The 13,288-nt window shown below is 50.3% G+C and carries 14 protein-coding genes; 4 read left to right on the plus strand and 10 right to left on the minus strand.

All coding sequences use genetic code 11. The features are described 5' to 3' along the window. Nucleotides 1-196: 196 nt before the first annotated feature. Nucleotides 197-778: an NAD(P)H-dependent oxidoreductase gene (locus QWJ20_RS09025; RefSeq protein ID WP_433992336.1), complete on the plus strand. Its 582-nt coding sequence runs from the start codon at nucleotides 197-199 to the stop codon at nucleotides 776-778. 40 nt (nucleotides 779-818) lie between these two features. On the opposite strand, the gene QWJ20_RS09030 is transcribed toward QWJ20_RS09025, so the two are convergent. From QWJ20_RS09030 to QWJ20_RS09040, 3 genes are read right to left on the minus strand one after another with little or no spacing between them, the layout of a single operon-like run. After that, nucleotides 819-1,715: a LysR family transcriptional regulator gene (locus QWJ20_RS09030; protein WP_226308201.1), complete on the minus strand. Its 897-nt coding sequence runs from the start codon at nucleotides 1,713-1,715 to the stop codon at nucleotides 819-821. A 40-nt stretch (nucleotides 1,716-1,755) separates the two neighbouring features. Next, nucleotides 1,756-1,890, minus strand: a complete 135-nt coding sequence (locus tag QWJ20_RS09035) for a hypothetical protein (protein ID WP_433992337.1) — start codon at nucleotides 1,888-1,890, stop codon at nucleotides 1,756-1,758. Further along, nucleotides 1,871-2,611, minus strand: coding sequence for a 3-oxoacyl-ACP reductase family protein (locus tag QWJ20_RS09040; protein WP_095993485.1), 741 nt, complete (start codon nucleotides 2,609-2,611; stop codon nucleotides 1,871-1,873). Before QWJ20_RS09040 ends, QWJ20_RS09035 begins: the two co-directional genes overlap by 20 nt. Nucleotides 2,612-2,693: 82 nt before the next feature. Here QWJ20_RS09040 and QWJ20_RS09045 point away from each other — a divergent pair, with 82 nt between their 5' ends. Next, complete coding sequence (locus QWJ20_RS09045) at nucleotides 2,694-3,347, plus strand: TetR/AcrR family transcriptional regulator (protein WP_433992338.1); 654 nt, start codon at nucleotides 2,694-2,696, stop codon at nucleotides 3,345-3,347. A 74-nt stretch (nucleotides 3,348-3,421) separates the two neighbouring features. Here QWJ20_RS09045 and QWJ20_RS09050 read toward each other — a convergent pair whose 3' ends face one another. The 5 genes from QWJ20_RS09050 to QWJ20_RS09070 form a co-directional block, all read right to left on the minus strand. Continuing rightward, nucleotides 3,422-4,393 carry a quinone oxidoreductase family protein gene (locus QWJ20_RS09050; protein WP_433992339.1) on the minus strand — a complete coding sequence of 324 codons (972 nt, stop codon included), beginning with the start codon at nucleotides 4,391-4,393 and terminating at the stop codon, nucleotides 3,422-3,424. A 65-nt stretch (nucleotides 4,394-4,458) separates the two neighbouring features. Continuing rightward, the gene (locus QWJ20_RS09055; RefSeq protein WP_433992340.1) at nucleotides 4,459-5,583 is read right to left on the minus strand and encodes an MBL fold metallo-hydrolase; all 1,125 of its coding nucleotides are present in this window, start codon (nucleotides 5,581-5,583) and stop codon (nucleotides 4,459-4,461) included. Between the two features lie 114 nt (nucleotides 5,584-5,697). Beyond that, nucleotides 5,698-6,420, minus strand: a complete 723-nt coding sequence (locus QWJ20_RS09060) for a dihydrofolate reductase family protein (RefSeq protein ID WP_433992341.1) — start codon at nucleotides 6,418-6,420, stop codon at nucleotides 5,698-5,700. Between the two features lie 31 nt (nucleotides 6,421-6,451). Continuing rightward, nucleotides 6,452-7,672 (minus strand): MFS transporter, encoded by a 1,221-nt coding sequence (locus QWJ20_RS09065; RefSeq protein WP_433992342.1) that lies wholly within the window; start codon nucleotides 7,670-7,672, stop codon nucleotides 6,452-6,454. A gap of 376 nt (nucleotides 7,673-8,048) precedes the next feature. Next, entirely contained in the window at nucleotides 8,049-8,300 is a 252-nt protein-coding gene (locus QWJ20_RS09070) for a YdgH/BhsA/McbA-like domain containing protein (protein ID WP_157910743.1), read from the minus strand. A gap of 671 nt (nucleotides 8,301-8,971) precedes the next feature. On the opposite strand from QWJ20_RS09070, the gene QWJ20_RS09075 reads away from it, so the two are divergent. Both QWJ20_RS09075 and QWJ20_RS09080 read left to right on the plus strand, forming a co-directional pair. Further along, entirely contained in the window at nucleotides 8,972-9,871 is a 900-nt protein-coding gene (locus tag QWJ20_RS09075; RefSeq protein WP_174866470.1) for an AraC family transcriptional regulator, read from the plus strand. A 142-nt stretch (nucleotides 9,872-10,013) separates the two neighbouring features. Next, complete coding sequence (locus QWJ20_RS09080; RefSeq protein WP_433992343.1) at nucleotides 10,014-10,898, plus strand: LysR family transcriptional regulator; 885 nt, start codon at nucleotides 10,014-10,016, stop codon at nucleotides 10,896-10,898. A gap of 84 nt (nucleotides 10,899-10,982) precedes the next feature. Here QWJ20_RS09080 and QWJ20_RS09085 read toward each other — a convergent pair whose 3' ends face one another. Then, nucleotides 10,983-11,702, minus strand: a complete 720-nt coding sequence (locus QWJ20_RS09085) for an NADPH-dependent F420 reductase (protein ID WP_217451242.1) — start codon at nucleotides 11,700-11,702, stop codon at nucleotides 10,983-10,985. A 69-nt stretch (nucleotides 11,703-11,771) separates the two neighbouring features. Next, nucleotides 11,772-13,118, minus strand: coding sequence for an NTP/NDP exchange transporter (locus QWJ20_RS09090; protein WP_095701327.1), 1,347 nt, complete (start codon nucleotides 13,116-13,118; stop codon nucleotides 11,772-11,774). Between the last annotated feature and the right edge of the window lie 170 nt (nucleotides 13,119-13,288).

Raw genomic sequence — 13,288 nt, forward strand, 5'->3', positions numbered from 1 at the left:
AACGCACTGAACAAGGCAAGGGAAGGATTCTCTTGCCTTTTTACTTCACCCACATTATTTCAATATGACATCCGCTTACTTCTGATTGTTGATATTCAGTCAATAGTGTTATGCGCTAGCGCACATTTTTCTGCACTGCTCTCTGCTCTAGACTACGCACAACATCTTCGTTGATAACCGATTCGAGAACAGACCTATGCAGAACATTTTGCTGATTAACGCAGGCAAGTCATTCGCCCACTCCAAGGGAGAGTTGAACCAAACCCTTACCGATGTCGCCGCCAGTTTCCTGCGCGATAAAGGTCACGACGTCCGCGTGACGGTCGTGGACAACGGCTATGATATTGAACAGGAAATTCAGAACTACCTGTGGGCGGACACCATCATTTACCAGATGCCCGGATGGTGGATGGATACGCCGTGGATCCTGAAGAAATACATCGATGAGGTGTTTACCGCCGGTCACGGTTCGCTTTATGCCAGCGATGGTCGCAGCCGTTCAGATGCCAGCAAGAAGTACGGTTCAGGCGGGCTGTTACAAGGCCGCAAGTACATGCTGTCTCTGACGTGGAATGCACCGCTGGAGGCCTTCAACGATCCCGAACAGTTCTTCCACGGTGTGGGCGTGGACGGCGTGTATCTGCCGTTCCATAAAGCGAACCAGTTCATCGGGTTATCCCCACTGCCGACCTTCATCTGCAATGATGTGATGAAAGAACCGGACGTCCCGACTTATCTTGCAAATTACCGCCAGCATCTGGACGAACACTTTGCCTGATCGGCGTTTTCCCCGACTCTCTACCGCTGTGGGTCACGCCTCACAGCGGATTTTCCGTGAGTTGTTCGCTCATAAAATCGAGAAAGCAGGTAATACGCGCCGCTAGCTGACTATTGCGATAATACACCGCGTAAACCGGCAGGCTGGCGTCCACCGTCTCTTCGGTGAGGATCGGCACCAGTCGCCCCGCCGCCAAATCGTCCCGAATCAGGAAGTTGGACATGCGCACAATCCCTTCGCCCCGCAGCGCCAACTGACGCAATATCTCACCGTTTGATGCCGACAGCGTGGGCGTGATGGGATAGAAATCCTGAAGCCCGTGCCGGAGCGGCCAGTGGTTCAGTGACTCCGATTGAGTAAACCCCAGACAACGATGATTGGCCAATGACTCGACCGTCGCAGGTGTTCCATACTGCTCCAGATAGTCAGGGCTGGCGACGATTCGCAGCTTGCTTGCGCCGAGCGATCGGGCATGAATGGTGGAGTCTTTGAGCGTGCCAATGCGAATGGCAATATCGGTATGCTGTTCAAGCAAATCAATAATGAAATCATCGGTATTGAGTTCAAGAACGATCTTGGGATAGCGGCGGCGAAATTCCGGCACCAGCGGCACAATCACATGCTGCATAAATGCCGAACCTGAGTTAATCCGCAGCCGCCCGCTAGGTTGCTCATGGCGCAGCAGCACCTGCTCTTCAGCATGTTCCACCGCGTGAATCACGCCACGGGCGTGCTCAAGAAACATCATGCCCTCTTCAGAAAGCGAGAGGCGTCGCGTGGTGCGATGCAACAGCGTCGTCCCCAGCTTGTCCTCCAGACGCCGCAGCGCCCGACTGATGCCCGACGTGGTTTGCCCAAGCTGTTCCGCTGCCGCCGTGATCGAACCGGTGTCGATCACCACCACAAAAGCCTGAAGTTCCTCAAGCGTGACTTTCATAAGCGCGTACACCTGCCGTCGATTCGGTATTCACCAAATGTTATCGTGTACTCGCATCATACCGCAGCCACCAGTAAATGACTGCCACCGCCTGAACATCGTCCTGCCGACGCGGCTTACCCACCTCGGCAAGATGAAACAGGATAAAGCTCGCGTTAGGCGTTAGATCCGCCATCCACCGTGATCCCGGTTCCCGTAATTTGTCGGGCTGCCGGACTCGCCAGAAACGCGACGGCTGCCGCAATGTCTTCAGGCTTGCCATAATGACCCAGTGCGATCGACGAACGCTGCGCCTCGGAATACTCGCCGTCAGCCGGGTTCATATCGGTATCGGTTGACCCCGGATGCACCAGATTCACGGTGATGCCATTTGGCCCCAGCTCACGCGCCAGCCCGCGGGTGAAAGACAGTAGCGCCGATTTAGACATCGCGTAGACCGACATGCCCGGCATAGGAACACGCTCGGCGACACTCGAACCTATCGAGATAATACGACCGCCCTGGCCTAAATGCGGGATCGCCGCTTGCGATGCCAGCAACACGGCACGCACATTCACGTTCAGCGTGTCATCAATATCCGCCAGGCTCAGCTGAGACAGCATGCCGCCGCGGGCAATCCCCGCGTTATTGACGAGAATATCCAGACCGCCCAGCGCGTCTGCTGCCTCATTCACCGAACGCACAACGGCTTCGGCGTCCGCGCTATCGGCCTTTATCGCGAAGGCGCGACGGCCTTTGGCTTCAATCGCCCGCACTACCTCCAATGCCCGTGCCTCAGAGTTCTGGTAGGTGATCGCCACATCTGCGCCTTTCTCCGCCAGTTCAAGCGCAATGGCCGCACCAATACCGCGAGATGCGCCAGTCACCAGTGCTTTTTTACCTGCAAGTTCGGTCATCGTTTACCCTATTCTGTAGTGATTGATATATAATGTTATAAACGCCCTCTGGGTAACCGTCAATCCATTTATGTAACGAACGATGCAGAATTCATTTACTCCTAAAAACGTAGCAACGGAACGCCCTGCCAAAGGGCGGCCGCGTGCGTTCGATCGCGAAAAAGCACTGGAAAAGGCGACTCACCTTTTCTGGCACAAGGGCTTTTCAGCCACCTCAATGTCCGATCTCACTGCCGCAATGGGGATCGGATCGCCCAGCCTGTATGCCGCGTTTGGGTCGAAAGAGGATCTGTACGCCGAAGCAGTTCGCTATTACGCCGAACACTACGGCCCACGCGTTTGGGCGGGCTTCGATAGCGCCCGGACGGCTCGTGATGCCGTTCAAGCCTACCTGATGGATTCAGCCGCGGCGCTTACCGGGGCGAACGGCTCAGACGATCCTCCCGGCTGTATGCTGGTGCTGTCCGCCGTCGGCGAAGAGGGGAATTCCACCCTTGGCGCTATCGTGCGGGACGCGCGCGCGCAGGCGCTGAAAAAGCTAGAAACACGCTTTGCACAAGCAGTGTCCGAGGGGGAATTGGACGCCGCGCTGAACGTTAACGGACTGGCACGCTATGTTCTCGCGATACAGGGCGGAATGGTGCTGCAATCACGCGATGGCACCAGCCGCACAGAGCTTGAGAATATCGTTCAATACGCCCTGTCAGGATGGGATGCGCAGACCACGAAAGGTTGAAAAGCTGAACAGTGGTGGTTGAAAGTATCACGCCTTAGCCTGTTTCAGGCTAAGGACGATGACACATCAATGCATTACGGAATGAGTACCATGGTTCGTGTGGCAGAACGAGATTCAAGCTGGCGGTGTGCTTCTTCTGCGCTTTCCAGTGGCAGTTCCAACGGGGGCTCTATTTTAACGCCGCCGGATGCCATTACCTCAAACAGCGCGCGGCTCATGGCAATCACATCCTCACGTTCATGTAGGTACTGAGTTAGCCCCGGCCATGTGGCATAAAGTGACCCTTTTTCAGCCAGAATGCGGATATCAAAAGGGGGAATCGCGCCAGATGCCATTCCGTAGCTAACGAAGTATCCAAACGGGCGCAGGCAGTCAAGAGAACCGGGGAAGGTTGCCTTGCCTACGCCGTCGTAGACGACATCACAACCTTTACCACCGGTAATATCCTTCACTCTCTCGACAAAATTCTCTTCGTTATAATTGATAACGTGGTCGCATCCGTTACGTCGGGCGATAGCGGCTTTTTCAGCCGTGCCCACCGTGCCGATGACGGTAGCGCCGAGCTGTTTAACCCACTGGCTCAGTATGGAGCCCACGCCACCCGCTACAGCATGAATCATAACGGTCTGCCCCGGTTTCACCTTGAACGCTCTGTGGCTCAAAAAGTGGGCGGTCAGCCCTTTGAGCATCGACGCCGCCGCCGTGACATAACTCACTGAATCAGGCAGATGAACGACAAAATGCTCAGGAACGATGCTCATCTCTGCGTAGGCACCGAGAGTTTCTACATAGGCAATGCGGTCGCCGGGTTTAAAGCCGGTCACGCCAGCACCGACGTCAACGATTTCACCTGCTGCCTCTTTTCCTGGTACAAAAGGGAATGAGGCTGGTGGGAATACGCCGCTTCGGGAATAGATATCCGTAAAATTGACCCCCACCGCCCTATTTCTGACGAGAATTTCGCCAGCCCCCAGTTTACCCAAACTCATATTCTCTGGAGTAAGAACGTCGGGGCCGCCAGTTTGATGTATGCATATCGCTTTCATTAATTCCTCCTTTTCTCTTTTAGCAAAAGTAATAGGAGCGTGAAGCACGCCCCTTGGTTAGCGAATTAATTAATCCCTTCCCACCAGGCACCGAATTTCTGCTGTGTATTATCAAGCTCAATCGGCTCACCAATTTTTGGCGTCAGAAGCTGATAATTTTTTCCTTTGCTGACCGCAGTAATACGCTTGAAGGGATCGTCCCAAGGGTGACTTGCAAGCGCAAAGCGCCCGACGTGAGCAGGAAGCAGAGATTTCGCATTTAATTCGAGGGCAACGCGCGAGGCTTCTTCTGGGGTCATATGAATATACGGCCACAGTGGATCATATTGCCCCATATCGAGAGCAACCAGATCAAAGTGTTTAAAGCGAGCCGCGATGTCCTGATAGTGAGGACCGTATCCGCTATCGCCACTTAACAGAATGCGCTTGCTGCCGGATTCAATCACATACCCTGTCCAAAGCGTTTTATTGGCTGTCAGCGCTCGACCAGAATAGTGACGAGCTGGGATTGAATAAAATGTCAGTTCAGATTGCGTGTTGAGCGCATCATTCCAGTCCAACTCATAAATTTTTGCCTCTGAATATCCCCAACGAACAAAATCCTGGCCGACGCCCAGCCCAGTAATCACGCAGTCTACCTTGCTTTTAAGCTGGCTGATCGTTGGGTAATCGAGGTGATCATAGTGGTCATGCGTAATGAGCAGATAATCAATATCCGGCATATCCTCGACACTGTAGAGCGTCGTTCCTGTGAATGCCGTACCACCCAATGCAACAGGAGAGGCCCGTTCACTGAAGACCGGATCCACCAGCATGCGCTTGCCGTCTAACTGAATGAAATAAGACGAATGCCCCAACCAGATGACCGTGTCCGTATTTCTATTGAGATTTTTCAGATCCGTTTTCACAACGGGCAACGGTGTTTCTGGAGCAAGCCGAGATGTTTTGGCAAACAGATAGCTAATATTAACGGTAAGGAAATTATTTCCTTCTGAAAACATCGGCGTATTGATCTGATTTCTAAATTCACCATTAACATAATTGGCTGATTTTTCAATTCGCTCAAGGCGAGCACCTTCGGGTTGCTCACCAAAAACCGGCGTTCTGAGGAAGAAGAACACCGATGTCGTAATGATCAGCAGTAACAGAATAATTACGGAAATTAATTTTCTTTTTTTTATAACCATCATATTTACAACCTACAGAGATAAAGGAAAGGCAGTAATAAAATGCCTGACTCGGTAAACAGGCTCACCGATTAACTCACGGTGAGCCTTCGGAAAATCATGAAAAATGGATCGGTTTTATTCCCTTTCGAATGCATAACGAAGCCATACGATGCCCTCATCCAGTATTTCACTGGACAGTAGACGTAAAGAAACGCCTTTTGCTGGCTTTTCACCTTCTTCACCAAGATAGTGAAAAATACTTGGCGCACTCGCCAATCCATCAATCCCCGGATAAATAAGCAGACTCAGTTCATCAATCAGTCCTGCTTTAAGGAAAGTACCATTGGTTATTCCACCGCCTTCAAGCAGGAGGGTCTCAATGCCGAAATCTTTATTCAGCGTTTCCATTGCCTGATGGAGATCCGTCCCATCCTCTCCGGCAAAAAGATAGGAAACGCCTTCTTCACGTAGCTCAGATAGATAAGAGTCAGGGACATAATTGCCGAGCACTGCGACGAAATGCTCATCACCACGATGTGATTTACCGTAATGCAGCTTGCCGTGTGGGTCGATGGCAACGGCGATACTGCGACCATTGCGGTGACCAATGAACGTATGGCGCATATCCGTTGCAGCCGGGTACGTTATTCCGCGTATCCCTTTTGCCATCGGCTCCATACTCTTGCGGCCAACCACCCATCCTTGCGCCTCCAAACGAGAGGCGACAGTTTCATAGGTTGAGCTGACAATATTACGATCTGTCCCTTTTGCGGGAGCTGTCCATCGCTCGACCTGTAATCGGCCATCGACTGAACTGATCATATGGCAAATAATTTTAGGTCTCATACGGGTGTGCATATCTTTAAACTCCTGACGCTAAATCCAGACATTATTTATATTCAACGACCGATATATTCATTTTCACGCTGTTATTTTTTGTCAGCCACGCAAAATAAGCCGAGCCAAGCAATAAAATCAGGCCGAATGCGAAAGGGCTCCACCACCCCACCGAATCGAAAAGCACACCTCCAAGACCGGCACCTAATGTGATGGCAGCCTGAATTACGGCCACCATCAGGCCACCGCCAGCCTCGGCATCATGAGGGAGTGCCTTACTCAACCACAGCCCCCAGACGACAGGCATCGGTGTGGCAATCAACCCCCACAGCGCAAGGAGGATGCCTACAGCCATAAATGAGGTCCCCATTTCGATCAGCAGCCCAGCAATAACGGCCATGAACAACGGGATGGCAATCAGATACGCAAAGAGTCGGCGTTGCAGTAAATGCCCAATAAACCAGGTGCCAATCAGCCCAAATCCGCCGAGTGCTAATAGCAGCAACGATAACTGTGTGACAGAAATATGCGTAATCTCCTCCAGAAACGGTCGAAGATAGGTGAACACCGCAAACTGCCCCATAAAGAAGAACATAATGCCCGTCATGCCCAGCGACACCTGTGGAATACGCAGAAGGCGAAAGGGGTTAACCGATACATTCTTATCTTGATTACCCGGCATAGAGGGAATACTGCGCCACTGCCAGATAAACGCGATTACAGCCAGAGGGACGACAATAAAAAACGACCCACGCCAGCCAATGTACTGACCGAGGAAACTTCCGAGCGGTGCCGCTATCGTCGCAGCCAAGGCATTTCCGCCGTTAATCAACGCGAGCCCCTTTGCCACAGCATGAGTGGGAACAAGGCGCATTACCGTCGCCGTGGACATCGACCAGAATCCCCCAATCGCCACCCCCAGCAACGCTCGTCCCGACATAAACATCACGCCATTCGACGCAAACGTGACAATTAGACCGGAGAGAGTAAGAAGGAAGGTAAAGCCGATCAGCACTTTTTTACGATCCAGATGACCGGTCAACGGGGTATTCAGCAGGCTCGTGATAACGGCAAAGAAACCGGAAACGGAAATAGCCTGACCCGCCTGTCCCTGGCTAATCGCCAGATCCTGAGCGATCGGCGTGAGGAGGCTGACGGGCATAAATTCAGAGGCGATAAGTACAACCACGCCCAGCGCCATTGAAAACACTGCCCCCCATGCTGGGTGATGAGTTGGCCTGCCTGATGTTGTTGTCTTATTTAATGCATTCATTACGTCGTTCCATTTTCAAACTATGTGCAAATAGTAATTGACCAAGCTAGCGTTGATTAGATAAGGCAATTTCCATGTGCTTGTGAAAAAAATTCAGCAATACGAAAAAGCCAGATATCGAGCGAGTAATCACATCACGCACCTGTCGACAGAGCCCATGTTTCCCTCTCTATGGATAACGGATTGCTGCTCGTTGGGGGTGGGATAATTGAGGGGAGAGGAAAATGCAATTCGGATGATTTCTACTCGTAAAAGATAAAAAGTCAGTCCGGTTTTTATTGCCGGACGACTTTTTTAAAATTACGACATAAGTAATGTCATGCATATATTTTTTTCCTTGCCAGGAAAATGGGGCGTATACGTTATATTGCGACTTTTATTTATAAATCTTTGCAGTACCGGTGAGAAAGTCATTACCGCTGATAGAGACGACTTTAAATGACTTCGCTCCCAGTCTTTCCGCTTTTTCCTGTAGTAATTGCGTTACATCATCAACCGATGATCCACCCGCTACGCGGATAAGCGTATGATTTTCATTATGGTTCACAGTAGACACTTCCTGTGCAGCCAGAACGCTGCCAGAGAAAGGCAGGATGAAAAGTGCAGTCAGAATCATTTTCTTAAACATAAAAATTACCTCATAAAGTAGGGAAGGGAATGAACTATATTGCGAGAGGTAATTTATCAAGCACGCTTTCTCTGATAAACAGGGTTTTAATAAATGGGCTTTTGAGAAAATTTCATTAATCGTTATGCCAAAAATCTGAACAGCACAATCTTGAATCCTATCGGCGTAAATTAGGCTTATTTTTGTCAGCATTCCACAATAATGATTAATGAATTGTCAGGAATATAAAGTTATGTAAAGCACCACGATAGATAAAAACCTGAATGATGTAAAGCACGCGGTGATGTAAAAAAAATAGAACCACGCCTAACGTCTTATAATAAAAACCATGCATAAAAAAAGGCCGCATAAGCGGCCAAAGAGACACAGTTGTGGGTATGAATAAGAGGGAAAACGCTTACCATGATGATTGCTCTTGCAAAGCGTGGGCCTTATGAGAAACCCACCGCTTTATTTCAGGCCAGCATGCACAGTAACGGGCACAGTAAAATCATTTCGATCCCCTACAGATACGTACAAGCCACATTGACTATAATCTAGCGATCAAAGATTTTCAGATAACACATTGCTCTGAAATTCTTGCCTGATTGTATGAATTGTTGATGGGTCGAATAGGCTGGTCAATTTGGGCGGAGTATTATGATGGCTGATTAGAGAGAGGAAAATAGGTTATGTCAGAGAAACCCGAAATAATGCGATGCGATGATCTTGCAGAGATCATCAGTAAATATCTGGCCGACGAAGGCGATATCGACACTGGCATCGCGGAACTGTCCTTGTTTCGCCGCAATATCCCTGAACAGCCGTCATTCTGTATGGTAGAACCGAGCATCATACTTGTCGTGCAGGGGACGAAGCAGATTATTGCGGGCGGCGATACCTACCGGTATGACCCTTCGCGCTTCCTTCTGACATCGCTGGATCTTCCCGCCACCTCACAGGCAATAACGGCGAGCCCAGACGTCCCTTGTCTTGGCCTGATGCTCAAACTGGATATGCAGATGATTTCTGAAATTATCCGGATTAATGGCGATCTCATCACCAAAAGAAGTCAGACGCCTAAAGGGATCGAAACGGGCCTGGTAACGCCTCCCCTCCTTGATTCATTCCGCCGCCTGCTTGCGCTGCTTGACGAACCAGAGGCGATTCCTGTTCTCGCCCCTTTGCTGAAAAAGGAAATTCATTACCGGCTGATTAAAAGCGATCAGGCGCAAAGGCTGTGTGAAATAGCGTCTATTGAATCGCATGGGTATCGCATCGCTAAAGCCATTGACTGGATGAAACTGAATTATACCAGCGCAATAAAAATCGATGAGCTTGCCGCCAAAGCCCAGATGAGCCGACCCAGCTTTCACCACCACTTTAAGCAACTGACCTCGATGAGCCCCATTCAGTATCAGAAATGGCTCAGGCTCAATGAAGCGAAGCGTTTGATGTTAAATGAGCGCCTTGATGCCGCCACCACATCCTACCGTGTCGGTTACGAAAGCCCGTCTCAGTTCAGCCGTGAGTACAATCGGTTATTCGGTTCACCTCCCAAAAAGGACATTAATAGCCTCAAGGGTAAATAAGCTAGGGTGAAATGCATCTGTCAGCCCTGATAGTTTTTCTTTAGTAATGGGCTCAAACGTGCTGGCCAACTAAGGGATTTTTATCACTTTGGGTAAGGCTTGTTTATTTGTGAAAAATATTCGGTGATGAGGTTTCATAACCATGAATGACATCCTGGCCTTCCTTGCAGTCGCAAAAGAACAAAGTTTTACCCGTGCTGCCATCCGACTTGGTGTCAGCCCCTCAGCGCTCAGCCATACCATCCGTAATCTGGAAGAGAGGCTTGGGGTACGTTTACTGACCCGCACCACCCGTAATGTTGCCCCGACTGAAGCAGGGGAACGGCTAATGACATCCGTAGGGCCGCTCTTTGACCAAATCGGGGCGGAAATAGAGAAAATTGGCGAACTGAGAGATAAGCCAGCAGGAACGATTAAAATCACCTGTTCTGATGATGCTGCCGAACAAATTCTACGTGCGGCGCTGCCCGCTTTTTTTGAAGAATATCCTGATATCAATGTGGAAATCAGCATTGATTATGGCTTCACAAATATTGTCGAGCAGCGTTTTGATGCGGGGATTCGAATGGGGGAATCCGTCAGCAGGGATATGATTGCAGTAAGGCTGGGCCCAGACTGGCGACTGTCCGTTATCGGTTCGCCCGCCTATTTCAAAAAGAACCCTATCCCCATTCACCCTCACGATTTAACCACACACAAATGCATCAATATACGCCATTCATTTGGCGGCAGTCTTTATGCCTGGGAATTTGAAAAAGAGGGGCGAAGTATGGCCGTCCGGGTAAACGGGCAACTGACCGCTAACAGCAATATTCATATCCTGAACGGTGCGCTTGATGGGATCGGCCTTGCCTATATTCCCGATTTTATGGCTCAGCCTTACATTGAAGATGGCCGCCTCATTGAAGTCCTGACAGACTGGTGCCCTTATTTTTCTGGATTCCATCTCTACTATCCCAATCGGCGCAATGCTTCCCCTGCATTCTCAGCCTTTGTGGCTGCGATAAGATACAAGGGAAAGAAATAAACCATGGTATGTGGCCGATACCATCAGTCAAACGGAACGGTCGGCCATTTCCTCTTTGGCGCCCTGGCACCGAGAGATAGCGAATTAGCGTGCAGGTAAATTCAACATCTTACGCAGCGTCGCTTCATCCGTGTCTGCCTCATCGATAGGCGTGCCATCTTCAAAGACGCGTGAAGATGCCAGATTACCCGTGATGACCGGAGCACTTCCCGCATCGCGTACCAGTTGTGCGGCAACATCCAGTGCTTCGGTATCATCACTCGCAATCGGGATCGCGAGCGTCGTACGGCGACCATTTGCCGAAGCATCAATTGCCGTCGCATTCACCGCACTGAAAGCACGAACTAAACGTACACCGGGAAGCAGCCGTGCAGAGGTCGCCCCCACCCCATCCCGACTCGCCGCCCTCATCAAATCACCATCGCGGAACGCCGTTGGGTTACTGGCATCGAGCACAATTTTACCGCGGAGCTCTTCCTGCAAATCCCGACCAATACCCGGCAGCGCCGAGTAAGGCAGAGCAACCAGAATAACGTCTCCGAAGCTTGCCGCCTCTTTTGGCGTACCGACTGAAGCCCGTGGACCAAGGGCTTCCGCCATGGAGCGCAACTCTTCCGGATGGCGACTGGCGAACATCACTTCATGTCCAGACTTCACCCATGCACGACCGACCGCGCCCCCCAAGCTTCCTGAGCCGATTACGCCGATACGAATTTTTTGCGTTTCTGCAAAAGCGCTAATCGTCGTCAATGATGCGACGACCATCACCGCGGTGCACAACACGGCGCGTATAGAAAATTTCATCGTTTTTTCCTTCTAGAAAAGTATTTCGATTAACTGACGTATGCCATTCATACCGTCATCGGATTACTGCTACGTATTCACCGGAGGCGAACTTTCTGTCATCGAGACGCCTGTGGCAGAGCGTTCCTGCGCTTTTTCCTGTTGAACATGTGCCCGGCCTAACCAAATGCTGATTGCTAACCAGATGATCGACAGCGGTATACCCACTAAAGCGATCTGGCTGATGCCCAGACCAAGCGCCATCAGGCCCGCGTAACTCCAACTCGCGACCTGATCGCCGCCGCGATAGATCACCGTGTCGATGAAGTTCTTAGCCTTATAGCGATCTTCACGTTTGCTCGATGTGAACAAGACTTCTCGCGCAGGGCGAGCAAGAGCGAAGTTAGCAACCCGACGCGCCACCTGTGCCACGACAAACACAATCACGGTTGGATAGGCGGTGAGGCCAGCAAACCCGATAACGCTCACAAGGGGCAAAACGCATAGCGTCAGCAGAACGCCGAATCCAGCCATCAGTCGGCCTGTCAAAAATATTTGAACAAACAGCGTGATGGCGTTTACCCAGAAATCGATGTTGGCAAAGAATGCCGTCCGAGCTTCACGGGTTGGAAAATTGACCTCAGCGATACTCGCCTGCTGAAAATAGAGAAAGGTGGACGTGATGGAATAAATGAGCACAAAGCACGCAATACCCAGCAAATAGGGAGAGCGAAATGTATGTATCATTCCTGTAAAAATACCGCCGCCGACTGGCTTACTTGCCTCATCTTGCGGTGTAGCAATCCGCAATGAACCGCTTGCACGTGACAATTTAGCCGATGCCAATACCGCGACTTCTAACAGGATGATAGAGATAGCAATAAGCCAGGTTCTCCCGATATGCTCAATCAGGCCGCTTGTGATGGCTGAACCTAATAGTCCGCCAAAGGTTGCCCCTGCAGATAAAATGCCAAACAGGCGTTTGCCTTGTCCGCTATTAAAAATATCCTCTATGAACGACCAGAAGACGGAAACCACAAATAAATTGAAAACCGACACCCAAATAAAAAATGCCCGGCCAACCCAAACCTGATGCGCCTCTGAACTACTCGTCATAAGGACGATAAAAATAACTAAATTTGCGGCAAAAAATCGATACGCGATCGCAATGAAGCGTTCTCTCGAATAGCGCCGTACGATATATCCATAAATAGGGCTAACGAGCAGCATAACAATCAAGGTACCAGTGAACAGCCAGGGTAGATTACTGACGCCACCGGTCACCCCCAATTCATCCCGAATAGGCCGCAAGACATAGTAAGCGAGAAATAAAGCAATGATATAAATAAGCGACCAGCCTACTAAAGATGCTTCTTCAGGCCTTATGCCCGTTAGCCGTTGCAAAGGGCCTGGAATAACTTGCCTCTCTTTATACATTTTCTCTTAAACCCTCGTAAATCTTGCGCCTAACTATCGATGGATAATCGTCATGAAAGCCGCAGAAGTACGGCCTGGTGTTTTTATATTGATGGATGAATTGATCTATAACTAGTGGGTGAATTTTTAATGAGTTTGTGAGAAAAACTCAGCAATCTCTCATACAGAAA

Source organism: Pectobacterium sp. S5, from assembly GCF_051707265.1.
Taxonomy (GTDB): domain Bacteria; phylum Pseudomonadota; class Gammaproteobacteria; order Enterobacterales; family Enterobacteriaceae; genus Pectobacterium; species Pectobacterium polare.